Below are 25,616 nucleotides of genomic sequence, written 5' to 3' on the forward strand. Positions count from 1 at the left end.
CGCCGAGGTGGCCGCGGGCGTCGCGCCGCCGGGGCCGGGGCGACGCGGAGGGCCACCTCGCGGGGCCACGCGCGACGCTGCCCGGCGGCGGCGTACCCCGACGCCGCGCTACTGCAGGCGGCGGCGCACCAGGAGCGGCGCGACCTCGGCATCGCGGCCGCGGAAGTCGCGGTAGGCCTCGAGGGGGTCCTTGGCGCCGCCGACACCGAGCAGCCGCTCCGCGAAGCGGGCCCCGTTCGCCCGGGTGAGTCCGCCGTTCGCCGTGAACCACTCCACGGTGTCGGCGTCGAGCACCTCGCTCCAGATGTAGGAGTAGTAGCCGGCGTCGTAGCCCCCCGAGAAGGTGTGCGCGAAGTAGGTGCTCGCATAGCGGGGAGGGACCGCGGGGTTGTCGAGGCCGGCGGTGGCGAGTTCCTGCGCCTGGAACGCGGCGACGTCGTCGACGGCCGAAGCGGCCTCGAACGTCAGGGAGTGCCACGACTGGTCGAGGAGGGAGGCTGCGAGGTACTCGGAGGTCTCGAATCCCTGGTTGAAGCCCTCGGATGCCGTGAGCTTCTCGACGAGGTCGGCAGGCATGGGCTCTCCGGTCTCGTGGTGGAGGGCGTAGTGCTCGAGCACCTCGGGCCAGAGCAGCCACATCTCGTTGACCTGGCTCGGGAACTCCACGAAGTCGCGGTACACGTTGGTGCCCGAGAAGTACGGGTACTCGGTGCGTGCGATCAGGCCGTGCAGGGCGTGGCCGAACTCGTGGAACATCGTCGTCACCTCGTCGAGCGTGAGCAGCGTGGGGCTGCCGGCCGGCGGCTTCGAGACGTTGAGGTTGTTGACGACGACGGGCAGGGTGCCGAAGAGTCCTGACTGCGAGACGAGCGGGTTCATCCAGGCACCGCCGCGCTTGGAGTCGCGCGTGTAGAGATCGAGCACGAAGAGCCCGACCGGCTCGCCCTCGTCGCCGGCGACCTCGAACACGCGGGCATCGGGATGGTAGGCGACCAGATCGGTGCGTTCGGTGAAGGTCAGGCCGTACAGGGTCGATGCGGCGTAGAGCACGCCGTCGCGAAGCACGCGCTCGGCGTCGAAGTAGGGGCGCATCTCGGCGGCGTCGAAGTCGTACTTCTCGGCGCGGACCTTCTCGGTGTAGTACGCCCAGTCGTGGGCGGCGACGTCGGCTCCGTCGGGGAAGGCCGGGTCGGCATCGGCGAGGCGCTGCAGGTCGGCCCACTCGGCGCGGGCGTTGCGGGCCGCGGGTGCCGCGAGGCGCGTGAGCAGATCGTGCACGGCCTCGGGGGAGCCCGCAGTCTGGCCTGCCGTCACATACGCCGCGTGCGATTCGAAGCCGAGCAGCGCCGCGCGCTCGGCCCGCAGCCGCACGATCTCGAGGAGCACAGCGCGGTTGTCGAACTCGCCGCCGTGGGTGCCGCGCGCCATCGAAGCCGCAAGGAGCCGTTCGCGCAGCGGCCGGTTCGTGAGCGAGGCCAGAAGCGGGTGACCGGTGAAGAGCACGAGCGAGATCAGGAACTTCCCGTCCAGCCCGCGCTCGGCCGCCGCCTGGCCGAGGCCCGCGATCTCGCCCTCGCCCAGTCCGTCGAGCTCGGCGACGTCGTCGACCACGACGGCGAGCTCGTTCGTGTCGGCGAGAAGGTTCTTCTCGAAGCGGGTGGTCAGCGTCGAGAGTGCGCCGTTGAGCTCGCGCAGGCGTCGCTTCGCGTCGTCGCCGAGGCCGGCGCCGGCCCGGCTGAACTCGTCGTGCAGGCGCTCGACGAGGTAGACCTCCTCCGGCGTGAGGTGCTCGGTCGCGGCCGTGCCGAGCTGCTCGTAGACGGCGGCGACGCGACCGGAGAGCCGCGGGTCGAGGCGGATCGTGTCGGCGTGCGCGGCCAGCCTCGGCGCCAGCTCGAGCTCGAGCGCGTTGGTGGCGTCGTTCGAGTCGCTGGAGGACTTGTTGAAGAAGACGTGCTCGACTCGCGACAGGATCTGGCCGCTCTGCTGCAGCGGAACGACCGTGTTCTCGAACGTCGCCTGAGCCGGGTCGCAGGCGATGGCCTCGATCTCGGCGAGCTGCTCGGCGAAGCCGGCCTCGAAGGCGGGCAGGTAGTCGTCGTCCGAGATCCGCTCGAACGGCGGGAGAGCGTAGGGGAGAGGGCTCGGTTCGAAGAACGGATTCGTCATTCCTCCACCCTATGACGCAGATGCAAAGACATGCTTGCAAAGAAATGCTTGCAAAGATTTCTTTGCGGTCGTACGATCGAGACATGAGCGACAAGCCGAACGACAGAGCACTCGACGCCGGTGCCCTCCGCGCCATGGCGCACCCCCTGCGGGTCGAGCTCTACGAGGCGCTCTCGAACTACGGCCCGGCCACCGCCAGCGGCCTGGCCGAACGTCTCGGCGAGTCGAGCGGCTCGACGAGCTACCACCTGCGTCAGCTCGCCCGGCACGGCCTCGTCCGCGAGGTCGAGGGCCGAGGCTCGGGTCGCGAGCGCTGGTGGGAGCGCTCTCCGGGTAGCGTCTCGGTGTCGGTCTTCGACCATGACACCGCCGCCGGCCGAGCAGCGGCCCAGATGGTGGGCCGCGAGTGGGAGCGCGTGCGCGCGGGCCTGCTCGCCCAGTTCCAGGACCGCGCCGAAGACGTCGGCAAGGACTGGTACGAGGCCTCGACTCTCGACACCCTGAACCTCTCGGCCACCCGCGACGAGCTGCGCGAGATCGGCCAGGCCTTCACCGCCTTCTACGAGCAGCACATCGCACCGCTGCGTGCGCGCGAGCCCCGTCCGGGTGCCCGCCGCGTCCAGATCCACTTCAACGCCTTCCCGATCGCCGACGCACCCCACGTCGAAGGAGAACACCGATGACCGCCGCACTCCACTCCACCCGCCCCGGCTCGCCGTTCGACCGCCTCCTTCTGCAGGCCGGCCTCGCACTCGTGGCCTGGTCGCGTCGCCGGTCGAGTCGCGTCGCGAGTCTCGCCGAAGCGCCGAACCGCTCCGACGGCGATCCGTTCGCCGACATGCTCGTGCGCGACGGCATCCGGCACACGACGTTCCGCTGACGCTCGTCGACACCCGCTCGTCCGCTAACGTCAGGGCATGAGCAGCGGCGAGAAGTACACCCACGGCCACCACGAGAGCGTCCTGCGCAGCCACACCTGGCGCACCGCCGAGAACTCCGCCGCGTACCTCCTCCCGCACCTCGCGCCCGACATGACGCTCCTCGACGTCGGAGCCGGCCCCGGCACCATCACGGTCGACTTCGCCCGCATCCTGTCAGCCGGTCGCGTCGTCGGAATCGACTCGTCGGCCCAGATCGTCGCCGCGGCCACCGAGCTCGCCTCGGCGCAGGAACTCGCCAACGCCGTCTTCCAGACCGCCGACCTGTACTCCCTGCCGTTCCCCGACGACACCTTCGACGTCGTGCACGCCCACCAGGTGCTGCAGCACGTCGCCGATCCGGTGGCCGCCCTCGTCGAGATGCGCCGCGTGGCGAAGCCCGGCGGGCTGATCGCCGTGCGCGACGTCGACTACCGGGGCACGATCTGGGCCCCTGAGAACCCCGGCCTCGACCACTGGATGACGGTCTACCAGCTCGTCCACCGCGGCAACGGCGGCGAGCCGGACGCCGGGCGCCACCTCAAGGGGTGGGCGCTCGAGGCCGGCCTGACCGACTTCGAGTCGTCGGCGTCGATCTGGTGCTACTCGTCTGACGCGGAGCGCACCTGGTGGGGCGAGTCGTGGGCCGCGCGGGCGCTCGAGTCGGCGTTCTACGCCGACGCGATCGAGAAGGGCGCCGCCACCGACCTCGAGCTGCGGGCGATCTCCGACGCCTGGCTCGCGTGGCGCGACGCCCCCGACGGCTTCTTCGCGATGCCCCACGGCGAGCTCCTCGCCCGCGCGTAGCCCCTGCGAAGCGGCACCCGACCAAGGCCGCCGCGTTGCGCGGGTGCCGGAACGCGGGGTGGACGGCGGCGGGAGCGGCAGACCGTTACGGGACCGTGATCGGCGGGGTGAAAGGAGTAGCCGAGGGATGCAGTGGGGCGGCGCAGGTTCAGCCGAGCGGCCTATACCCTCCGGGTCGGGCGCGGAGCACGATGGACGCATCGGCTCCAGGGGGGAGCCGCACAGAGAAGGATCACCATGCGCACCACACGCATCATCGCCGCACTCGTGGCCGGCACTCTCGCCGCCGGAGCGCTGCTCGCAGCGCCGCTCGCCGCCAACGCCGCGACGCCGACCGACGGTCACGTCGACTCGGTCACGTTGTCGGGACTGAACGCGGTCCGTGTCCGGGGCTGGGCAGCCGTGGACGCGAAGACGACCACGGTCGCGATCAGCATCCAGGGCACCGTCATCGAGAAAATCAAGGCAGACAGGCCGCGCGCAGACGTAGCCGCGGCCCTCGGGACCACGTCGAAGGCCTACGGCTTCGACGAAGTCGTGCCCGTGCCGCCGGGGCGCGACTCGGCCGGCCGCGTCACGGTCGCAGCGAGCATCACGAGTTCGACCGGAGCCACGAAGATCCTGAACCGCCAGTACCTCATCGGCGTGCCGTCGTCGGCGATCTCCCACCTCGACTCGGCCGTCGGAGCGTGCCCCACGCCGGGAACCACCACGCCGCGCATCCGGCTGACCGGCTGGTCGTTCGACCCGCAGAAGTCCGCTGGTCCGGGTACCGTCGACGTCTACACCGTCGCGACGACCGGCGTGACCAAGGCGTTCCGCCACACGGCGAACCTCTCGCGGGCTGACGTGAAGAAGAAGTACGGACTCTCGAACGCCACCGTCGGCTTCTCGTTCGAGATCCCCGCCGACAAGCTGTCGCAGTTCGTGGTCTTCGGCATCTCGCAGGGCCCTTCGAAGGCGATCAAGACGGTGACCCGCGAGGAGATCCCTCTGGCCACCTGCTGACCGACGGACGCGCGGCCCCGCTTACTGGGGCTGCGCCGCCCGCCGAAACGGCTCAGCCCCTCCGTGCAGACGGAGGGGCTGAGCCGTTTCGGCGGGGCGAGCCCGATGGGGAGCGGCGGCGGGCTAGTCGAGCTCCTCGCCGTCGACCGGCTCGTGCACCGACGCCGTGTCGGCCGCGGCGTCGTACCGGATGACGGTGCCGTCGTCGAGCTCGACGACCGGCTTGCGCTCGAGCCAGGTGAGCGTCCAGCGCCAGGTCGACGCGTCGACGGCCTGCGAGGCCAGCTCGGCCTCGACGCGGGCGACGGCCTCGACGACCGCGACCGGGAGCCGGTCGGGGGTCTGGCCCCCGACCGACCAGCGCGTTCCCAGCTGCATCAGACTGCCGAGTCCGTCGACGACGGCTGCTCGGCCAGCACGATGTCGCTCACGGCGAGCTCCTCGCCGGCAGCGAAGGTCAGCGTCTCGATGCGTCCGACGGCCGAGAGGTCGGCCGCGGCCGTGCGCAGCAGCGCGAGCGACGCCTCGGGGGCCACGACGACGGCCGACGTCACCGGCGTCTTCTGCGACGCCTTGGCGTCGGTCTTCGCGCGGCGGATCGAGATCAGCGCCTCGCCGACGAGCTCGAGGAGCCCGGACGGGGAGGTGACCGCCCCGAGTTCCTGCGCCGTGGGCCAGGCGGCCGTGTGGACGGAGGTGTCGTAGGTCCACGACCAGACCTCTTCGGTGGCGAAGGGGAGGTAGGGCGCGAGCAGGCGGAGCAGGCCGTCGATGGTCGAGCGGAGCGCGAGCACCGCCGACGACTGGGCCTCGGGAGTCGAGGTGGCGCCGTACGCGCGCTCCTTGACGAGCTCGAGGTAGTCGTCGCAGAACGTCCAGAAGAACTTCTCGGTCGTCTCGAGCGCCTTCGCGTGGTCGTAGTTCTCGAGAGCCGTGGTGGCTGCCTCGATGACGGCGGCGAAGTTCGCCAGCAGGTCGACGTCGAGGGCCTCGGTGACAGCGGCGCCCTCGACGGGCTCCGGGAACGAGTAGACGAACTTGGCGGCGTTGAGCACCTTGATCGCGAGGCGGCGGCCGACCTTGATCTGCTTCGGGTTCTGCGGGTCGAACGCCGCGTCGGTGCCCAGGCGCGACGAGGCGGCCCAGTAGCGGACCGCGTCGGAGCCGTGATCGTCGAGCATGGCCGCGGGCGTCACCACGTTGCCCTTCGACTTCGACATCTTCTTGCGGTCGGGGTCGACGATGAAGCCCGAGATCGAGGCGTTCTTCCACGGCACGGTGTCGCCCTCGAGCTGCGCGCGCAGCACGGTCGAGAACAGCCAGGTGCGGATGATGTCCTGGCCCTGCGGGCGCAGCGAGTACGGGTAGACGAGGTCGAACAGCTCGGGGTCGGACTCCCACTTGCCCGCGAGCTGGGGGGTCAGCGAGGAGGTCGCCCAGGTGTCCATCACGTCGACCTCGCCCTGGAAGCCTCCGGGCACGCCGCGCTGCGACTCGTCGTAGCCGGGGGCGGTGTCGCTCGACGGGTCGACGGGCAGCTGGGCCTCGCTCGGCACGATGGCGCTGTCGAAGACGGGGTTGCCGTCGCCGTCGAGCGGATACCAGACCGGGATCGGCACGCCGAAGAAGCGCTGTCGCGAGATGAGCCAGTCGCCCGAGAGCCCCTTGACCCAGTTCTCGTAGCGCACGCGCATGAAGTCGGGGTGGAACGCGACCTCCTCGCCGCGCGTGAGGAGCGTCTCGCGGAGAGCCTCGTCGCGGGCGCCGTTGACGATGTACCACTGGCGGGTCGACACGATCTCGAGCGGCTTGTCGCCCTTCTCGAAGAACTTGACCGGGTGGGTGATCTTCTCGATCTCGCCCTGCATCTCGCCGGACTCCTGCAGCAGGGCCACGATGGCGGCCTTCGCGCTGAACACGGTCTTGCCGGCGAGCTCGCCGTAGGCGGCCGTGCCGGCCTCCGACACGATGACGTCGGGCGCCTCGGAGACGAAGCGGCCGTCGAAGCCGATCACCGAGCGGTTGGGCAGGTCGAGCTCGCGCCACCACACGACGTCGGTCGTGTCGCCGAACGTGCAGACCATGGCAATGCCAGAGCCCTTGTCTTTCTGGGCGAGGTGGTGAGCGAGCACCGGAACCTCGACGTCGAACAGCGGCGTCTTCACCGTCGTGCCGAACAGGCCCTGGTAGCGCTCGTCGTCGGGGTGCGCGACCAGCGCGACGCAGGCGGGGAGCAGCTCGGGGCGGGTGGTCTTGATGAGCACGTCGCCGGCCGGTCCGTGGAACGCGAGCGTGTGGTAGGCGCCCGGCATGTCCTTGTCTTCGAGCTCGGCCTGGGCGACCGCGGTGCGGAAGGTGACGTCCCACAGCGTGGGGGCCTGCGCCTGGTAGGCCTCGCCGCGCGCGAGGTTGCGGAGGAACGCCTTCTGCGCGACGGCCTGCGAGTCGTCGCCGATGGTGCGGTACGACTGGGTCCAGTCGACCGACAGGCCGAGCTTGCGCCAGACGTCTTCGAACTGCTTCTCGTCTTCGACCGTGAGGCGCTCGCAGAGCTCGATGAAGTTGCGGCGCGAGATCGGGATCTGGTCGGCGGCCTTCGACGACTTGTTGTCGCCGCCCTCGAACGGCGGCGTGAAGTCGGCGTCGTAGGGGAGCGTCGGGTCGCAGCGCACGCCGTAGAAGTTCTGCACGCGACGCTCGGTGGGCAGGCCGTTGTCGTCCCAGCCCATGGGGTAGAAGACGCTCTTGCCGCGCATGCGCTCGAAGCGCGCCTTGACGTCGGTGTGCGTGTAGCTGAAGACGTGGCCGATGTGCAGCGACCCGGAGGCCGTCGGCGGGGGAGTGTCGATCGAGAAGACGGTGGCCTTCGACGCGCTCGCCCGGTCGAACTTGTACGTTCCCGCGGTCTCCCAGGCGGGGCCCCAGACCCCTTCGAGGCCTTCGAGGGCGGGCTTCTCTGGCATGGGTCTGGGCATCGCGTACTCCTTCGGTATGGGCGGCACCGTGTCGGTGGTGAGGTGCCTGAATGTGCTGCGGGCCAGTCTACGTCAGGGCAGTTCCTGCGCCCCGAGACGGGCCTCGGGAGTGCACTCCCTGCAGCGAAATACTGACATCTGGTAAGCTTTCGGAGTTTTTTGTGCCGCCGTGCCGGTGGCGCGTGTCGATAACTGGAGTGAACCGCGTATGAGAAGAAGACTGACGAATGATGACGTGACCGTCGTCGAAGAGCCCCTGCTCAAGCGAGCCGTCGCCGCCGCCGCCCTCGGGAACGGCATGGAATGGTTCGACTTCGGGGTGTTCGCCTACCTCACCACCACCCTCGCCCGAGTCTTCTACCCCTCGCTCAGCCCGACGCTCAGCGTGATCCTGACCTTCGCGACGTTCACGGCGGCGTTCGTGGTCCGGCCCATCGGCGGCGCGGTCTTCGGCCCGCTCGGCGACCGCATCGGCCGTCAGAAGGTGCTGGCCGTGACGATGATCATGATGGCCGCAGGAACTTTCGCCATCGGCTTCCTCCCCGACTTCAACACCATCGGCGTCTGGGCACCCCTCCTGCTGCTCGTGGCCCGCCTCGTGCAGGGCTTCTCGACCGGCGGGGAGTACGGCGGGGCCGCGACGTTCATCGCGGAGTACTCGCCCGACAAGCGCCGCGGGTTCATGGGCTCGTGGCTCGAGTTCGGCACTCTCGGCGGCTACGTGCTCGGCGCCTCGCTCGTGACGGTGCTGCAGTTCGCCATGTCGGAGGAGGTGCTGCTGAGCTGGGGCTGGCGGATCCCGTTCCTGGTCGCCGGGCCCCTCGGCCTCGTCGGCCTCTACCTGCGCCTGAAGCTCGAGGAGACGCCGGCCTTCCAGAAGCAGCAGGAGGAGGCCGCGTCGCGCGAGTCGGCCAAGACGCCGTTCTTCCGCCTGTTCGCCGAGAACTGGCGCGCGCTGCTCGTCTGCATCGGCCTCGTGCTCGTCTTCAACGTCACCGACTACATGCTGCTGTCGTACATGCCGACGTACCTCACGTCGACCCTCGGCCGCGATGCGACCAACGGGCTCATCCTCGTGATCGTCGTGATGGTGCTGATGATGGCCGTCATCGGGCTCGGCGGGCGCCTGTCGGACCGCTTCGGCCGCCGACCCGTTCTGTTCGCCGGCTGCCTCGGCTTCCTGGTGCTCTCGTGGCCCGCGCTCAAGCTGGTGCAGACCGAGTCGACCGTGCTTGTCTTCGTCGGCCTGCTGCTGCTCGGCCTCGTGCTCGTCACGTTCACGTCGACGATGCCCTCCACGCTCCCGGCGCTGTTCCCGACGATCATCCGCTACGGCGCCCTGGCCATCGCGTTCAACGTGTCGGTCTCGCTGTTCGGCGGCACCACGCCGCTCGTCACCGAGTCGCTCGTCGCCTGGGCCACGAAGAGCGGCTTCGCGTGGGCGAACGACATCCCGGCGTTCTACCTGATGATCGCGGCCGTGATCGGGCTCGTCGCCGTCTGGTTCACCAAGGAGACGGCCAACATCCCGCTGCTCGGGTCGGGCCCCTCGGTCGCCACCGAGGAGGAGGCCGAGGAGCTCATCGCCGCCTACGCCGACGAGTCGAGCGAGGTCGCGCAGGCCGACTGGGCCGTGGAGTTCGCGGCGTCCGGGCCGATCGACATCGTGCCGGCGGGGCGCTAGGCCCACGATCGCGACATGGCACCACGGGAAACCGTGGTGCCATGTCGCGATCTCGGTCCCGGATGTCGGGATCGTGGTGCGGCGGGGGCGGGGCGGCCCAGGCGCCGGGCGGGCAGCTAGGTGGCCGCGGCGAGGAGCGCCCGCGTGTACGGGTGCTCGGGCGCGGTGAAGACCTGCTCGGCGGGGCCCTGCTCCACGACGCGGCCGGCCGACATCACGGCGACGCGGTCGCTCTGGTGCCGCACGACGTCGAGGTCGTGCGAGATGAAGACGTAGGCGAGCCCGCGCTCGCGCTGCAGCTCGTCGAGCAGGTCGAGCACCTGCGCCTGCACCGTGACGTCGAGCGACGACACCGGCTCGTCGCACACGACGACGCGGGGTGACGGCGCCAGCGCCCGGGCGATGGCGACCCGCTGGCGCTGGCCTCCCGACAGGGTGCGGGGCAGCCGGGCGGCGACGGCGGGGTCGAGCCCGACCTCGCGGAGCACGCGCTCGACGTCCGGGAGGCGGGCCCGGCCCGGCCGGGTCGCGCGGCCGGCGGTGAGCGCGTCGACGAGGATGCGCCCGACGGTCATGCGGGGGTCGAACGACGAGAGGGCATCCTGGTAGACGGCGCCGAGGGCGGCCCGGCGAGGGCGGCGCTCCCGCTCGGGCAGGGGGTTCCACGGGGCGCCGAGCAGGGCGACCTCTCCGGCGTCGGGAGCGTCGAGGCCCAGCAGCAGGCGGGCCGTCGTCGTCTTGCCCGACCCGGACGCGCCCACCAGGCCGAGCGTCTCGCCGGCGCGGAGCTCGAGCGACACGTCGTCGACGGCGGTGAAGTCGCCGAAGCGCCGAGTGAGGCGGCGGGCGGAGAGCACGACGGGGGAGGATTCGGCCGTCGGCGCTTGAGGGGTCGGCGTTCCGGAGTTCCTGCGCCCCGAGGCGACGACCGACAGCCGCGTGCCGCGGGGCTTGCCATGCGGGAGAGCCGCGACGAGGGCCTGCGTGTACGGATGGGTCGGCGCGTCGAGGATCTGCTCGGTCGGGCCCTGCTCGACGGCTTCTCCGTCGCGGAGCACGACGACACGGTCGGCCAGGCGGCGCACCGCACCGAGGTCGTGGCTGATGGCGAGCACCGATGTTCCTTCATCGCGGAGCCGTGCCAGCCGGTCGACGACCTGCCGCTGCACCTCGGCGTCGAGCGCGGTCGTCGGCTCGTCGGCGATCAGGACGCCGGGCCGCAGGGCGAGCGCCGCCGCGATCAGGGCGCGCTGCCGCAGGCCGCCGGACAGCTCGCCGGACCGCTGCCGTGACCGTGTCTCGGGCGAGGGCATGCCGACCTCGTCGAGCACTTCCAGGACGCGGGCGGCGCGCTCCTGGCGGGTCAGGCGGGAGTGCAGCCGCAGCGGGTCGTCGATCTCGCGGGCGATCGGGCGGAGCGGGTCGAGCGAGACGAGGGCGTCCTGGAGCACGAGGCCGATGCGGGGGCCGCGGATCCGGCGCCAGTCGCGCTCGCCGAGGGTCGCGAGGTCGGTGTCGTCGAGGGTGAGGGCGTGGGCGGTGACCGTGCCGCCGGCCAGGCCGAGGAGGGCGCGCGCCGTCACGCTCTTGCCCGAGCCGGACTCGCCGACGAGGGCCACGCATTCGCCGGCGTCGAGAGTGAACGAGACGCCGCGGACCACCTCGACGCCGCCGAACGCGACCCGAAGGCCGTCGACGGTGAGGCGCCGCGAGCCGGCCATCAGGAACGCCCCCGCGCCGTCAGCGCCCGCCCGAGGACGGTGGTCGCAGCCGCGGTCGCAACGATGGCGAGCCCCGGGAACACCGTCATCCACGGGGCCACGGCGAGGTAGGTGCGCCCGGCCTCGAGCATGGCGCCCCACTCCGGCGCGGGCGGCGGCGAGCCGAGGCCGAGGTACGACAGCGACGAGGCCCAGACGATCGCCTGCCCGACGCCGAGCGTGGCGAGCACGACGACCGGCGCCAGCGCGTTCGGGAGCACGTGCCGCACGAGCAGCACCGACGGCCGGCGCCCGAGCACGCGGGCGGCCTCGACCATCTCCGAGGAGGCGACCGCGCGGATGCGGCTGCGGAAGATCCGGGCGTATCCGGGCGCCGTCGCCAGCCCCACGGCCACGGTCGCCGGGATCGGCCCCGGCCCGGCGAACGCGATGATCACGAGCGCCAGGAGCAGCCCGGGCAGCGCGAACAGCACCTCGAGCAGGCGGCTGACCGCGATGTCGGTGATGCGCGAGCCGACGGCGGCGGCGATGCCGAGGACGAGGCCGAGGGCGACTCCGATGGCGGTGGCCGCGACGCCGATCAGCAGCGAGGCGCGGGCGCCGTGCACGACGCGGGCGAAGAGGTCGCGGCCCGAGTCGTCGGTGCCGAAGGGGTGCGCGGCCGACGGCGCCTGGAACGCGTCGGCGGGGTGGATCGCCAGCGGGTCGACAGGGGCGATCAGCTCCGGCCAGACGGCGGCGACGAGCACGGCGAGCAGCAGCACAGACGCCACGAGCGCAGGAACTCGGGGCGCGAACCTCACCCGCGGAAGCGCGGCGATCATCGTCATGCCCGGCCTCCCCGCGGGTCGACGAGTCGCTCGGCAAGGTCGCCCAGGGCCACCACGAGCACGTACGCCAGGGCCGACACGAGGGCCACGCCGGTCACCAGCGGGATGTCGCGCAGGGTCACCGCGTCGAGCAGCGTGCGGCCGAGACCGGGCCTCGCGAACAGCGACTCGACCACGATCGCTCCCGACAGCAGCGAGCCGAAGGCCCAGCCCGACAGCGCGAGGCCGGGGAGGGCAGCGTGGCGGAGCAGGTGCCGCCAGAAGACGCCGGAGCGCGACTCGCCGCGGGCGCGAGCGGTGAGGGCGAACGGCGCCGCGGCCGCGTCGAGCAGGGAGTCGCGCGTGACCTGGCCGAGGAACCCCGCCACCGGGATCGCCAGCGTGATCACCGGCAGGACGATCCCCGACGCGGTTCCGGTGCTCACCGGCGGCAGGAGCCCGAGCGAGGTCGAGAGCACGACGATCAGCACGCTCCCCAGCAGGAAGTGCGGCACCGCCGACGCCACGACCTCGAGCCCCGACGCCACCGCGTTCGCGACCCGGCCCGAGCCGGAGCTCCACCAGGCGACGCCGATCGCGAGCAGCCACGCCGCCACGAGCGACAGGGCGGCGAGCGTGAGCGTCGGCGGCACCTGGGCGGCGAGGACGGCCGCGACGGGCTGCTTCAGCGAGTACGACTCGCCGAGGTGGCCCGTCGCCAGGCGGCCGAGCTGGTCGAGGTACTGCACGAGGAGGGGCCGGTCGAGGCCGTACTCGCGCCGGACCAGGTCGAGCGACGCCTGGGAGGCCTGCGAGCCGGGCCCGCCGAGGATCGCCTCGGCGGGGTCGCCGGGCACCAGGCGGATCGCGAAGAAGATGAGGGTCGCGACCGCCCAGAGGACGACCACGGCTCCCACCACGCGGGAGCCGACCCAGCGGACGGCCGGCACCGCTACTTCTGCAGCCAGGCGTCGTAGAGGCTGGGCGTCGAGACCGTCGGCATCGCGCGCAGGCCGTGCACGGCTGTCCGGTACAGGTAGTGGTTCTGCTGGTCGTAGAGCGGGAGCACGTAGTAGCCCTCGAGAACGATCTTCTGCACCTGGTCGTACAGGTCGTGGCGCTTCGTCTCGGACGGCTCGGCGCTGGCCTCGGCGAGCAGCGAGTCGACCTGCTTCGAGTCGACCTGCGCGTTGTTCGCGAAGTAGCCGCTCGGCGCCGGGGTGATGCTCGACGAGTTGTAGAGGATGTCGAGCACTCCGGGGCCGACCTTCGTGTACGGGGCGCTGACGATCTCGTACTTGTGAGCGGCCAGAGCGCCGTACCAGCTCGACAGGTCGAGCTGCTGGATCTCGACGTCGAAGCCGAGGCCCTTGGCCTCCTGCTGGATCTGCTCGAACAGCGAGCGCTCGGCGGGGATCGACTGGTTGGTCGAGACAGGGAAGCGGACGGTCAGGCGCTTGCCGTCCTTCGTGCGGTAGCCGTCGCTGTCGCGGCCGGTCCAGCCGGCCTGGTCGAGCAGCTTCTTCGCGTTCGCCGTGTCGATGGCGAACAGCGAAGGGTCGGAGTAGGAGTCTTTCTCGACGCTCGACAGCAGCGAGTAGGAGCGCTTCGCGGTGCCGAAGAAGAGCGACTTGATGCCGGGGTTCACGGCGACCCCGGTGATGAAGGCGCGGCGGACGTTCTCGTCGTCGAACGGCGCCTGGCTCGAGTTCAGCTCGAGGCGGTCGCTCGCGCCGGGGCGCGGGGCATCGATGGCCTTGAGCTGGCTGCTCTTGGCGGCCGCGACGAGGGAGTCGGGCTGCGCGTTGTCGATGACGTCGACCTCGCCCGACTGGAGGGCCGCGTAGCGCGAGGCCGAGTCGGGCAGGAAGCGCCAGACGATCTTCGAGAGGTACGCCGCGCCGGTGTGCGCGGCGTCCTTCGGCGGCGACGTGTAGTCGGAGTTGCGGACGAGGGTGATCGACTCCTGCTTGACCCACTTCTGCACCTCGAACGGCCCGGTGCCGACGGGCGACTCGCAGTTGACCGCCTGGCTCCGCTTGAGGGCGGTGGGCGATTCGATGGCGAGCCAGGGCTGAGACAGCGAGTCGAGCAGGGAGCTGTCGGGGCTCGACAGGTCGAAGCGGACGGTCTGCGCGTCGACGGCCGTGGCCTTGTCGACCTTGCCGAGGGCGAGGTAGCCGGTCGACGACAGCGTCTTCGGGTCTTTCACGTGCTCGACGTTGGCGACCACGGCGGCAGCGTCGAAGGCGGTGCCGTCGGTGAAGGAGACGCCCTTCTTGAGAGTGAAGGTCCAGCTCAGGCCATCGTCGGACTGCTTCCAGGCCGTCGCGAGCCAGGGGATGACGTCGCCGTCGGAGTTCTTCGAGACGAGCTCCTCGAGGTACTGCGTCGAGACGAGCGCCTGCGGGTAGTTGCCGCCGACGTGCGGGTCGAGGCAGGTCGGCTCGGCGTCGCCGGTCGCGTAGGTGAGGGTGCCGCCGCTGACGGGCGTGGCGGTGCCGGTGGCGTCGCCGCCAGTGGCCGTGCAGCCGGCGAGGACGAGGGCGGCCGCGGCTGCTGTGCCGACGACTGCGAGAAGCGGGGTGCGCACAAGGGCTCCGAACGTAGTTTCTAGACTGAGTACAATAAACAGCGTGACCGAGTCTAGTAGAGCCGGGCGGCCTCGTCGCTCGTCGGCCGACATCCTGGCCGACGCCGCCTCCGAGCTGTTCCTCGAGAACGGGTACGCGAAGACGACGGTCGACCAGATCGCTCAGCGGGCCGGCGTCAGCCGGGCGACGTTCTTCAACTACTTCGGGGGGAAGGCCGACCTTCTCTGGGTCGACCTCGACCGGAGCCTCGAAGCGCTGCCGGGGTGCCTGCGTGCCGTACCGCGGGGAGTTCCTGCGCGCGAGGTCGCCGAGGCGCTCACCGCCGTGGCCCGCGCGCACGACGACTCCCGCGTGCCCTGGGCGCTCACGCAGGGCGAGACGATGCGGCTGGGCGACGACCTCGTGGCATCGGGGGCCGCGCGGTTCGTCGCCCACCAGGCCGTCATCGCGACGTTTGTCTCCGAGCGGCTCGGCCTGCGGCCGGACGACCCGCAACCCCGTCTCGTGGCTGCGACGCTGCTGGCGGCGGCGGGTGCGGCCACGGTGGCCTGGGCACGCGCGGGCATCGGCCGCGGCGAGCTGGCGTCGCACGTCGCGCCGGCCGTCGACGCCGTGGCGCTCGGCCTCGGCTGAGTCGACGCAGACGGTCGCGCGGCCGGGACAGCGGACGCTGTTGGGGAAGTGTTATGTTCGCAGCACCACTCAGATCACGGGGCGGTCTTCCTCGCTCGCGGTGGGCCGGAGCGCGGGGCTGTTCCCGCGACCCACGCCGAGAGCCACCCGACACCCGTGAAGAACCCGAGCTTCCGGGCCGCCGTCGCGCTGCCCGCCGTACTCCTGCTGGTCTTCGGCGCTAGCGCGCTCGGCGCCGTCTCGGCCTTCGCCGAGTCGGGCGATCCGGCGGCTGCCGTGACGCGAAGCCCGACGGCCGCGGCATCGAGCGGCCCGACGGCACCCTCCGCCGCATCTGCGCCGACGGCACCCGCCTCCGCATCCGCGCGGACGGCGCGCTCGAGCGCAGCCGCACCCGCCACTCGCCGCCCCGAGCTCACGGTCACCTCCCCGCTGACCGACGAGGACGGCCTCGTGCAGAGCCCCGATACGCGCACAGTCGTCGTCGAGGGCCGCGCCCCGGTCGGCGCCGTCGTCAGTGTGGGGGAGGCGTTCTCGCGGCGCGACACCCCCTACGCGAGCATGACCACGACAGCGAGGACCTTCTCGCTGACGGTGACCTTTCCCGCCGACGGGCCCTACGACACCCTCGCCGTCGTGAACGCGAGTGTCGGCACGACCGACCTCGTGCCGACGTACCTCGAGTTCGTCTTCGATGCCGAGCCGAGCGCCGCGCCCGCTCTCGGCGCGCCGGCCGACGGATCGGGCTTCACAGTGAAGCCGCTGCCGTTCGGCTACTCGGCCTACTCGTCGATCCTCCAGGTCTCGGGCACCGGCACCCCGGGCGACGACATCCTGCTGATGTTCGCCGACGCAGGAACCGCGCCCTCCTACGACGAGTACGGCCAGCTCGACAGCCAGCCCCTCGGCGGCCAGCTGAACGACATCACCGTCGGGGACGACGGCACCTGGCGGGCCGACGCCGCCGTGCTCTACGGGACGGTCAGCATCTCGGCCGCCCAGGTCGAGTACTGGCCCGGCGACTTCTACGAGCCGGTCACGCACGCGTCCGACCTGTCGAACGCGCACACGATCACCGTCGTGCCCCCGGCCGGGACGGTCGTGGCGCCCGACATCACGCGCCCGTCCTCCTTCGACGATGTGACGTTCGGCGACCCGGGCTCCGACGGGTCGCTGGCACGCCTTCTCGCGGCGCCGACGCTGACGGCCCACGCCGACGCCGTGCGGGCGAAGCGCCGGTCGCACCCTGCAGCCGATCCGACCGGCGCTGCCGCTCGGGTGAAGCGGGTGCAGACCGAGAGCCCCGTCGGCCTGGACGACCTCGTCCGCGACGACGGGATCCAGCTCCGCGGCGCACCCGTCGCCGGCCGGCCGGGCTACGTCTCGACCACCGTGTCGGGCACCGGCACACCGGGGGGCCACATCGTGCTGCTGCAGGGCCGGCCCGAATCCGCGTTCGCGCGCCTCGCGACGATCTACCCGGCGTTCTTCGCGTCGATCGAGGCGGGGGAGATCCCCACGCGCGCCGGAACGGTCTCGAGACGCCTTCCGACCGACCACGGCCGGATCATTGTGAATCGCGACGGCGAGTGGTCGACCCGGGTGACGCTGAAGGCGGGCCCTTACCTCCTGACGGCCTTCGCCACCGAGCCGTCCGCGTCGAAGACGCCGAGGTACTCGGTCGCCGGACCGCTCATCGCGTACGACCTCAGCGGCGGTCGCGCCGCGGCGGCGACCCCGGCAGGGGCGACCCCGGCGGGACAGGTCGCCGGGGCGGAGGCCGACCCCGCCGAGCTGGCGATGACGGGCACCGGGACGCCGGTCGTTCCGGCGCTCGCCGCGGGCGCGGGCCTCGTGGCTCTCGGGGTCGCGCTGATGGTCGGGGTGCGGCGGCGGAGGGCGCAGTTCCTGCGCCTGCGACCCGCTACGAGAGCGACCCCGGCCTGGCCTCGTCGTGCGTCGGCACCAGGCTCGACTCGTCGGGCGTGGAGAGGGTGAGGACGGCCTCCTCGACGATGTCGTGCTCTTCGAGCGCGCGCTCGACGCGGCGCAGGGCGACGGCCACGTGCTCCTCGTCGGCGTTGCCCACCATGTCGACGGCTGCCACCAGGTAGAGACGGCCCGGCCCGACGAACTCGGTGTGCAGGTAGGTGACCCGGTTGATGTCGTCGCGTTCGAGGAGGCGGCGCAGCACGGTCGACTCGACCTCGTCGGAGGGGCTCTCGCCGATCAGGAACCGGCGGTTGCGGTCGATCAGCACGACGGCGACCACACCCAGCAGCACGCCGACCAGGATCGACCCGATGGCGTCGAACACGGCGAGGCCGGTGAGCTGGTGCAGCAGGATCCCGAGGAACGCGAGCACGAGGCCGATGAGGGCCGCGGCGTCTTCGAAGAACACGGCGCGCAGCGTGGCGTTCGACGAGCCGATCACGTGCCGCAGCACCGGAATCCGGCGCTTCGCGGCGACGCCGCGAGCCTGGCGCAGCGCCTGCAGGAAGGACGTGCCCTCGAGCACGGCCGCGACGCCGAGGACGATGTAGTTGATCAGGAAGTCGCCGTCGGCCTCGGTCGCCCCGAGCTCCGAGATGCCGTGGTAGATCGAGACGACCGCGCCGACCGTGAAGAGGCCGAACGCCGCGAACATCGACCAGACGTACGTCTCTTTGCCGTAGCCCAGGGGGTGGTCGTCGTCGCGGGCCCGCGTGCCACGTCGGTCGGCGACGAACAGGAAGATCTCGTTGCCGGTGTCGGCCCACGAGTGCGCGGCCTCCGCGATCATCGACGCGGAGCCGGTGATCAACGACGCGACGGTCTTCGCGATCGCGACCAGCAGGTTCGCCAGGAAGGCGATGATGACGGTCGTGTTGCTCTCCGGCTTGGACGTGTCGGGCGAGGCATCAGGTGTCGTCATGCAGACGAGTCTGCACCCGGTCGCGAGCGGCCGGGTGCAGACAGTGCAGGATGACTCCTGCTTCGACGCTGTGCCTACTTGGACATCGTGATCGCGGCCTTCGAGTAGGCGAGCGCAGCGGTGCCGTCCGGGTGGTTGAGGGTGACCTGCACGTGGTACGCGCCAGCCGAGAGCGAGCCGAGCTTCCAGGCGAACGAGTTGACGCCCTTCGACACCGAGATCTTGGAGGCGACCGTCTTGTAGCCCGTTCCGCCGGGGGCGTTCTTGCCGACCTTGATCGTGGCGGTGGTTCCGGCGACCCAGCCCGCATCGTGGAACTGGATCGTCGTCTTGGCCTTCGCCGCGGGAGCCGCACGGAGGTGCAGCGCGAGCAGGTGCCAGGTGGCGGCGCCCGGGTCTTCGTTGGGGTCGAAGCGGAGCGACGTGATCGTCTTGCCCGCCCAGCCCTGGCGCGGAGCCTTCGAGTTCTCGTCGAGCACGGAGCCCTTGGCGAGGTCGACGTTGATCGTGCCGGCGTTCGCGCCCGAGTAGGTGACGATGTCGTTGCTCTCCTGCGAGACGGAGGTGCCCTTGACGCCCCAGATCCAGCGGGCCATCTTGCCGCCGCCGGAGTTCGACGAGAGCGAGAAGCCGCCGTCGTACTTCATGGCGATGGACAGGTAGCGGTACTTGCTGCCGGGGAAGGCGCGCGACGCCAGGAGCACCTCGGGATCGTTCCGCTTCGAGCCGGAGTTCGTCGCGGTCATGCCCTTCGAGCTGTACGACTTGACCGTGGCGTTCTTCACGCCGACGCCGGCGACGCGGCCGCCGGTGAAGACCCACTGCTGCAGGCCCTCGGCCGAAGTGATGTCCTTGCCCTGGGTGGTGTTGGGGCTGTCGACGACCGGCTGGGGGCGCGGCTTGACCGAGAAGTAGTCGTAGGTGCCGGGCGGGTAGGCGCCGTGCGTGGTCACGTCGTCGTAGATGCGCATCCAGTTGAACGCCGTCGAGATGACCTTGGTCTTGGATCCGGTCACGGAGGGGACGACGCGCATGCCGACGACGCGCGAGCCCTTCCAGGCCTTCTTGGCTCCGACGGTCGACTTGGCGGTGAGGTCGAAGTCGTAGACGTGCGTGCCCGGGTAGAGCTTGAAGGTCTGCCCGCCCGCGCAGGTGGCGAGCATCGAGGTGCAGGTGAACCAGTAGATGGCGCCAACGCCGTTGTCGGGCTGGGTCATCTCGAACGACATGTGGTTGTAGCGGCTCGTGCTGACGGGGCTCTTGTTGCCGTCGCGGCCGTACGAGAGGGCGCCGGGCACGGTGTTGACGGGCGAGAAGTAGTCGCCGCCGACCACCTTGACGTGCAGCTTGCCGCCCGACACGCTCATGCCGCGGGTGCGACCGGCGTTGGTGTTCACGTCGCCGGAGTTGCTGTAGTCCCAGGCATCGCCGTAGACCTCGGACGCGAAGTCCGGAGACTCCTTCTCGACGGTGGCCGCCTCGGCGCGCGGGGCGGGGAGCGCCAGCTGCACGCCGCTCGCCAGCGGGGCCGCGACGAGGATCGCCAGGCCGAGCGCAAGCGCGCTTCGCTTCGTGCGCCGCTTCATCTCGAAGGGCTGTTTCTTGTCAAAGCTCACGGAAGTGTCTCCTAGCTGGGCGCGCCCGAACGCGCCGCGAGGTCACGCGCCTGATCCAGCGCGACAAGTGAAGGCGAAGCGTGGTGAGCGCCTCGTTGATCGCTCAACCTTAGACATGCGGTGAAAGGTGAACAAATCCCCGCTTTGGGGGACTGATACGGGCTGTCTGTCGTACTTTTCGGGGACAATGACGCGCGATATGTCCGTGCTTCGGGGGACATCCGCCGCCCCCGTTCCGCTCTCGGCGTAGCGCCGAGGTGGTCGCCGCGGACCGCCGAGAGCTGAAGTCACGCCCCTCCACGAGGGTCACCTCGTCTCAGGTAGACTCGGGCGAGCATCGATCCGGCCATCACCGGGGAGCACTCGGAAGAACGCGTACGCCGCACCAGGCGTGCTCCACTAGACCCGAGCGGGGCAGGCCCGTCACAGCCGCAGAAGAAGGGGCCCTCGCCACCGCGGGAGGGCAAGCGGGGTGGTACCGCGACCTCCGGCAGTCTCCGGCGGGCGTCCTCGTGCGAGAAGCAAGAACCACGCATCTGCACTGGAGTTGACCATGGCCGACCGTAAGAACGTCCCCGCGCGAACCGTCCCGGCATCGCCGAGCTTCCCCGCCATCGAGCAGGGCATCCTCGCGTTCTGGAAGGGCGACGACACCTTCCAGGCGTCCATCGACCAGCGCCAGGGTGCCGACGAGTGGGTCTTCTACGACGGCCCGCCCTTCGCCAACGGCCTGCCGCACTACGGCCACCTGCTGACCGGCTACGCCAAAGACGTCTTCCCGCGATTCCAGACCATGCGCGGCAAGCAGGTTCACCGCCGCTTCGGCTGGGACACCCACGGACTCCCCGCCGAGCTCGAGGCGATGCGCCAGCTCGGCATCACCGAGAAGCACGAGATCGACGACATGGGCGTCGCCGAGTTCAACGCCGCCGCCCGCAGGAGCGTGCTCGAGTACACGGGGGAGTGGCAGGAGTACGTCACCCGCCAGGCGCGCTGGGTCGACTTCGAGAACGACTACAAGACCCTCGACGTCACCTTCATGGAGAGCGTGCTCTGGGCCTTCAAGACGCTCTACGACAAGGGCCTGGCCTATGAGGGCTTCCGAGTGCTGCCGTACTGCTGGCACGACGAGACCCCGCTGTCGAATCACGAGCTGCGCATGGACGACGACGTCTACAAGATGCGCCAAGACCAGACGGTCACCGTCACCTTCCCGCTCGACGGCGCGAAGGCGGAGGCCCTCGGGCTCACCGGAGTGAAGGCGCTCGCCTGGACGACGACCCCGTGGACGCTGCCGACCAACCTGGCGCTCGCCGTGGGCCCCGCCATCGAGTACGCCGTGATGCCGTCGGGGCCGAACGGCGCGTCGGACGGATCGGAAGACGGGGTCAGCCAGTTCCTGCTCGCGACCGACACGGTCGCCGCGTATGCGAGAGACCTGGGCTACGACTCGGCGGACGACGCCCTGGCCGCTGTGACGCGGACGCTGCCGGGTGCGGAGCTCGAGGGCGTGCGCTACGACCGCCTGTGGGACTTCTACGCCGACACCGAGAAGTGGGGCACCGAGAACGCGTGGCAGATCCTCGTCGCCGAGTACGTCGCCACCGGCGAGGGCACCGGAATCGTGCACCAGGCGCCCGCCTACGGCGAGGACGACCAGCTGGTCTGCGCGGCCGCGAGCATCCCCGTGCTGATCTCGGTCGACGACGGGGGCCGATTCCTGCCGATGTTCGGCGACGTGGCAGGCCTGCAGGTTTTCGACGCCAACAAGCCGCTCACGCAGCAGCTGAAGGCCGAGGGGCGCCTGCTGCGCCAGGCCAGCTACGAGCACAGCTACCCGCACTGCTGGCGCTGCCGCAATCCGCTGATCTACAAGGCCGTCTCGTCGTGGTTCGTGCGCGTCACCGACTACCGCGACCGCATGGTCGACCTGGGCGAGCAGATCACCTGGGTTCCCGAGAACGTCAAGCACGGCCAGTTCGGCAAGTGGGTCGAGAACGCCCGCGACTGGTCGGTGTCGCGCAACCGCTACTGGGGCTCGCCGATCCCGGTCTGGCGCAGTGACGACCCCGAGTACCCGCGCGTCGACGTCTACGGCTCGCTCGCCGACCTCGAGCGCGACTTCGGGCGCCTGCCGCTGAACGCCGAGGGCGAGCCCGACCTGCACCGGCCGTTCATCGACGACCTCACCCGCCCGAACCCGGACGACCCGACCGGGCGCTCGACCATGCGCCGGATCGACGACGTCTTCGACGTCTGGTTCGACTCCGGCTCGATGCCGTTCGCGCAGGTGCACTACCCGTTCGAGAACCAGGAGTGGTTCGACAGCCACAACCCCGCCGACTTCATCGTCGAGTACATCGGCCAGACCCGCGGCTGGTTCTACGTCATGCACGCGCTCTCGACGGGCCTGTTCGACCGCCCGGCGTTCTCGAACGTCATCAGCCACGGCATCGTGCTCGGCTCGGACGGTCAGAAGATGTCGAAGAGCCTCCGCAACTACCCGAACGTCAACGAGGTGTTCGACCGCGACGGAGCCGACGCGATGCGCTGGTTCCTGATGTCGTCGAGCGTCATCCGCGGCGGCAATCTCGTCGTCACCGAAGAGGGAATCCGCGAGGGCGTACGGCAGTTCCTGCTGCCCCTGTGGTCGACGTACTACTTCTTCACGCTGTACTCGAAGGGCCACGAGCCGACCTGGCGCACCGATTCGACCGACGTGCTCGACCGCTACCTGCTCGCCAAGACGCACGACCTGATCGTCGACGTCGCCGCCGACCTCGAGGCGCTCGACTCCCCGCTCGCCACGGCCAAGCTGCGCGACTTCGCCGACGTGCTGACCAACTGGTACGTCCGCCGCTCGCGCGACCGCTTCTGGTCGGGCGACGACCGAGACGCCTTCGACACCCTGTACACGGTGCTCGAGACCGTCACCCGGGTCGCCGCGCCTCTGGCTCCGCTCGTGACCGAGGAGGTCTGGCAGGGGCTCACGGGCGGGCGGAGCGTGCACCTGACCGACTGGCCCGACGCCGAGCTCTTCCCGCAGGAACGCGCACTCGCCGCCGCCATGGACGGCGTCCGCGCCATCGCCTCGTCGGGCCTCGCCCTTCGCAAGGCGACCGGCCTCCGCGTGCGCCTTCCCCTGAGCGCGATCACCGTCGTGACGCACGACCCCGACGCGCTCGAGCCGTACGCGGCGATCCTGCGCGACGAGCTCAACGTCAAGGCCGTCGTGCTCGACCGCCTGAGCGAGGAGTCGCTCGGGGCCTATGGCGTGACCCGCAAGCTCACCGTCAACGCGCGCGCCGCCGGCCCGCGCATCGGCAAGCAGGTGCAGCAGGTCATCCCGGCCGCCAAGAAGGGCGACTGGAGCGCCGCCGGCGAGAACGTCGTCGTGGGAGGCATCGAGCTGCTCCCCGGCGAGTTCTCGCTCGAGCTCACCGTCGGCGACCCGACGCGGGCGATCGCCTTCGTCGGCGACGGCGGCTTCGTGCTGCTCGACACGCAGACCACCCCCGAGCTCGAGGCCGAGGGCCTCGCGCGCGACGTGATCCGCGCCGTCCAGGCCGCCCGTAAGAGCGCCGGCCTCGACGTGAGCGATCGCATCCGCCTCACCCTCGGCGTCGACGCCCAGGCCGAGGCCGCCGTCGAGGCCCACCGCGAGCTGATCATGCGCGAGACGCTGACGCTCGGCCTCGAGGTCGACCTGCTCGACATCTCCTCCTCCGACACGGCCTCCGACGCCGTCCCGGTGGGCTCCGATTCTGCAGTGACTGTGAAGGTCTCCCGCCATGAGTGACACCCCCGGCCGTTTCGACCACGACGACGACGAGACCGTCGACCCGGGCTCGCTGCCCGACGTCTTCGGCACGCGCGACGACTTCGGCGACTTCGCCGACATGGGCGACGACGACGAGCGCGACCACGACGACCGCGCCGACGAGGTGCCCGTCGACGAGTCCGAGGACGCCGCGGCCGCGCGCCTCGTCTACGAGGAGCTCCTGGCCCGCGTCGGCGAGAACGCGCCGCAGCCGCGCCTCGACGCCACCCGCCGTGCCGTCGAGCTGCTCGGCGACCCGCAGCGCAGCTACCCGGTGATCCACATCACCGGGACGAACGGCAAGACCTCGACCAGCCGCATGATCGAGAGCATCCTCCGCGCCTACGGTCTCCGCACCGGCCTCATGACGTCGCCTCACCTCGTGCGGGTCAACGAGCGCATCGTCATCGACGGGGAGTCGATCAGCGACGCGGCCCTCGCGGCTAACTGGGCCGACATCCAGCCCTACCTCCTCATGGTCGACACCGAGCTCACGGCCGCGGCCGAAGAGCCCCTCACCTTCTTCGAGGCGCTCACCGTGCTCGCGTTCGCGTCGTTCGCCGACGCGCCTGTCGACGTCGTCGTGCTCGAGGTCGGCATGGGGGGCGAGTGGGACAGCACCAACGTCGCCGACGGCCAGGTCGCGGTGTTCACGCCGATCGCGCTCGACCACACCAAGCGGCTCGGCTCCACCGTGCTCGAGATCGCCCGGACCAAGTCGGGCATCATCAAGCCCGCGGCGAACGTCGTCTCGGCGGCCCAGGTGCCCGAGGCCCTCGCCGAGCTGCAGCGTGCCGCCGAGCTCACCGAGTCGACCTTCGCGTCGGAGGGTGCCGGATTCGAGGTGCTGTCATCGGCGGTAGCCGTCGGCGGTCAGGTCATCTCGGTGCAGGGCATCGCCGGCCGCTACGACGACGTTCCGCTGCCGCTGTTCGGACGCCACCAGGCGCAGAACGCGGCCGTCGCCATCGCCGCCGTCGAGTCGTTCCTCGGCAGCGGCAGCCAGCCGCTCGATGCCGAGATCCTCGCCGCGGGCCTCGCCGATGCGACCTCGCCGGGCCGCCTGCAGATCCTCGCCACGTCGCCGACGATCCTCGTCGACGCGGCCCACAACCCGCACGGGGCGCACTCGCTGGCGCAGGCACTGGGGGAGTTCTTCGACTTCGACCGGGTCGTCGCCGTGCTCGCCGTGCTGGCCGCTAAGGACGCCGCCGGGATCATCCGCGCGCTCGCGCCCGTCGTCGAGCAGTTCGTCATCACGCAGACCGACTCCGATCGCGCCATCGATGCCGACGACCTCGCCCAGGTCGCAGTCGGTATCGTGGGGCCCGACCGGGTCACGGTCGAGACCAACGTCGTCTCGGCGCTCTCGATCGCCCGTGATCTCGCCGACGAGTCGGAGAAGGGCGGCGTGGTCGTGACCGGCTCCATCACGCTGGTGGGCGAGGTCATCGCCCTGACGGCAGAAGAGCGAGAGAAGTGAGCACCGTGACCAGCGAGCCGCAGTCCACTCCGCCGGGCAGCCCGCGCGGCCGGACTCCCCGTGCTCGTCGCGACCGCTCGCTGACCGAGAGCCTCCTCTCGATCATGCTGGTGCTCGAGGCGTGCGTGCTGTTCTTCGTCGTGCTGAACGTCGGCGGTGCCGGGATCCTGCCCTGGTCCGTCGCCATCGGCGGTGGTCTGGCATTCTTCGCGCTCATGATCGTGACCGCGGCCACCTTGCGCTACCGCGCCGGCGTCGTGGTCGGCTGCGTGCTGCAGGTGCTGCTCGCCCTCACGGGCCTGCTCGTCGTGCTGATGTGGGTCGTCGCGGCGATCTTCATCGCCATCTGGATCTTCTGCCTCTACAAGGGCATCACGATCGACCGCCGCAACGCGGCCCTGCGTCAGTGGATGGCCGAGCACCCCGGCATCGACCCGCGCACCTACCAGGCCTGACCCTCTCCGGC

Annotated in this window: 19 protein-coding genes; 10 read left to right on the forward strand and 9 right to left on the reverse strand. The window is 70.8% G+C overall.

The window, feature by feature from the left end; all coding sequences use genetic code 11:
* Positions 1–108: 108 nt before the first annotated feature.
* Positions 109–2,169 carry a M3 family metallopeptidase gene (locus tag AC07TY_RS16515; protein ID WP_494786041.1) on the reverse strand — a complete coding sequence of 687 codons (2,061 nt, stop codon included), beginning with the start codon at positions 2,167–2,169 and terminating at the stop codon, positions 109–111.
* Positions 2,170–2,252: 83 nt separating this feature from the next.
* On the opposite strand from AC07TY_RS16515, the gene AC07TY_RS16520 reads away from it, so the two are divergent.
* The 4 genes from AC07TY_RS16520 (at position 2,253) to AC07TY_RS16535 (ending at position 4,901) form a co-directional block, all read left to right on the forward strand.
* Positions 2,253–2,852, forward strand: a complete 600-nt coding sequence (locus tag AC07TY_RS16520; RefSeq protein ID WP_123506074.1) for an ArsR/SmtB family transcription factor — start codon at positions 2,253–2,255, stop codon at positions 2,850–2,852.
* The gene (locus AC07TY_RS16525) at positions 2,849–3,049 is read left to right on the forward strand and encodes a hypothetical protein (protein ID WP_123506073.1); all 201 of its coding nucleotides are present in this window, start codon (positions 2,849–2,851) and stop codon (positions 3,047–3,049) included. The genes AC07TY_RS16520 and AC07TY_RS16525 overlap by 4 nt, the downstream gene beginning before the upstream one ends.
* Before the next feature lie 37 nt (positions 3,050–3,086).
* Positions 3,087–3,893, forward strand: a complete 807-nt coding sequence (locus tag AC07TY_RS16530) for a methyltransferase domain-containing protein (RefSeq protein WP_488625862.1) — start codon at positions 3,087–3,089, stop codon at positions 3,891–3,893.
* A 237-nt stretch (positions 3,894–4,130) separates the two neighbouring features.
* Complete coding sequence (locus tag AC07TY_RS16535; RefSeq protein WP_494786042.1) at positions 4,131–4,901, forward strand: hypothetical protein; 771 nt, start codon at positions 4,131–4,133, stop codon at positions 4,899–4,901.
* A 123-nt stretch (positions 4,902–5,024) separates the two neighbouring features.
* Here the strand turns inward: AC07TY_RS16535 and AC07TY_RS16540 are convergent, their stop codons facing one another.
* Positions 5,025–5,279: a hypothetical protein gene (locus tag AC07TY_RS16540; protein WP_494786043.1), complete on the reverse strand. Its 255-nt coding sequence runs from the start codon at positions 5,277–5,279 to the stop codon at positions 5,025–5,027.
* The gene (gene valS, locus AC07TY_RS16545) at positions 5,279–7,876 is read right to left on the reverse strand and encodes a valine--tRNA ligase (RefSeq protein WP_494786044.1); all 2,598 of its coding nucleotides are present in this window, start codon (positions 7,874–7,876) and stop codon (positions 5,279–5,281) included. The genes AC07TY_RS16540 and valS overlap by 1 nt, the downstream gene beginning before the upstream one ends.
* A 208-nt stretch (positions 7,877–8,084) precedes the next feature.
* Between valS and proP the strand changes: the two genes are divergently transcribed.
* Positions 8,085–9,560 (forward strand): glycine betaine/L-proline transporter ProP, encoded by a 1,476-nt coding sequence (proP, locus tag AC07TY_RS16550; RefSeq protein ID WP_494786045.1) that lies wholly within the window; start codon positions 8,085–8,087, stop codon positions 9,558–9,560.
* A gap of 116 nt (positions 9,561–9,676) precedes the next feature.
* On the opposite strand, the gene AC07TY_RS16555 is transcribed toward proP, so the two are convergent.
* Genes AC07TY_RS16555 through AC07TY_RS16570 form a run of 4 tightly spaced genes read right to left on the reverse strand, consistent with a single transcriptional unit; the run spans position 9,677 to position 14,683 of the window.
* Positions 9,677–11,281, reverse strand: a complete 1,605-nt coding sequence (locus tag AC07TY_RS16555) for a dipeptide ABC transporter ATP-binding protein (RefSeq protein WP_494786046.1) — start codon at positions 11,279–11,281, stop codon at positions 9,677–9,679.
* Entirely contained in the window at positions 11,281–12,111 is an 831-nt protein-coding gene (locus tag AC07TY_RS16560; RefSeq protein ID WP_488625867.1) for an ABC transporter permease, read from the reverse strand. Before AC07TY_RS16560 ends, AC07TY_RS16555 begins: the two co-directional genes overlap by 1 nt.
* Positions 12,108–13,040, reverse strand: coding sequence for an ABC transporter permease (locus tag AC07TY_RS16565; protein WP_123506065.1), 933 nt, complete (start codon positions 13,038–13,040; stop codon positions 12,108–12,110). Before AC07TY_RS16565 ends, AC07TY_RS16560 begins: the two co-directional genes overlap by 4 nt.
* Positions 13,041–13,042: 2 nt before the next feature.
* Positions 13,043–14,683, reverse strand: coding sequence for an ABC transporter substrate-binding protein (locus AC07TY_RS16570; protein ID WP_488625868.1), 1,641 nt, complete (start codon positions 14,681–14,683; stop codon positions 13,043–13,045).
* 43 nt (positions 14,684–14,726) lie between these two features.
* Here AC07TY_RS16570 and AC07TY_RS16575 point away from each other — a divergent pair, with 43 nt between their 5' ends.
* Complete coding sequence (locus AC07TY_RS16575; RefSeq protein ID WP_494786047.1) at positions 14,727–15,317, forward strand: TetR/AcrR family transcriptional regulator; 591 nt, start codon at positions 14,727–14,729, stop codon at positions 15,315–15,317.
* Between the two features lie 156 nt (positions 15,318–15,473).
* The gene (locus AC07TY_RS16580) at positions 15,474–17,315 is read left to right on the forward strand and encodes a hypothetical protein (RefSeq protein ID WP_494786048.1); all 1,842 of its coding nucleotides are present in this window, start codon (positions 15,474–15,476) and stop codon (positions 17,313–17,315) included.
* Here the strand turns inward: AC07TY_RS16580 and AC07TY_RS16585 are convergent.
* Both AC07TY_RS16585 and AC07TY_RS16590 read right to left on the reverse strand, forming a co-directional pair.
* A complete protein-coding gene (locus AC07TY_RS16585) occupies positions 17,242–18,231 on the reverse strand; it encodes a cation diffusion facilitator family transporter (RefSeq protein ID WP_123506062.1) in 990 nt (329 codons plus the stop codon). The genes AC07TY_RS16580 and AC07TY_RS16585 overlap by 74 nt on opposite strands.
* A gap of 74 nt (positions 18,232–18,305) precedes the next feature.
* On the reverse strand, positions 18,306–19,847 hold the full coding sequence (locus AC07TY_RS16590) for a hypothetical protein (protein WP_494786049.1): 1,542 nt from the start codon (positions 19,845–19,847) through the stop codon (positions 18,306–18,308).
* A 553-nt stretch (positions 19,848–20,400) separates the two neighbouring features.
* Here AC07TY_RS16590 and ileS point away from each other — a divergent pair.
* From ileS to AC07TY_RS16605, 3 genes are read left to right on the forward strand one after another with little or no spacing between them, the layout of a single operon-like run.
* A complete protein-coding gene (gene ileS / locus AC07TY_RS16595) occupies positions 20,401–23,646 on the forward strand; it encodes an isoleucine--tRNA ligase (RefSeq protein WP_494786050.1) in 3,246 nt (1,081 codons plus the stop codon).
* Positions 23,639–25,150, forward strand: a complete 1,512-nt coding sequence (locus AC07TY_RS16600; RefSeq protein ID WP_494786051.1) for a bifunctional folylpolyglutamate synthase/dihydrofolate synthase — start codon at positions 23,639–23,641, stop codon at positions 25,148–25,150. Before ileS ends, AC07TY_RS16600 begins: the two co-directional genes overlap by 8 nt.
* Positions 25,147–25,605 carry a DUF4233 domain-containing protein gene (locus AC07TY_RS16605; protein ID WP_494786052.1) on the forward strand — a complete coding sequence of 153 codons (459 nt, stop codon included), beginning with the start codon at positions 25,147–25,149 and terminating at the stop codon, positions 25,603–25,605. Before AC07TY_RS16600 ends, AC07TY_RS16605 begins: the two co-directional genes overlap by 4 nt.
* Positions 25,606–25,616 lie beyond the last annotated feature (11 nt).

It is taken from the genome of Frondihabitans sp. GW821-FHT04F02 (assembly GCF_059420045.1).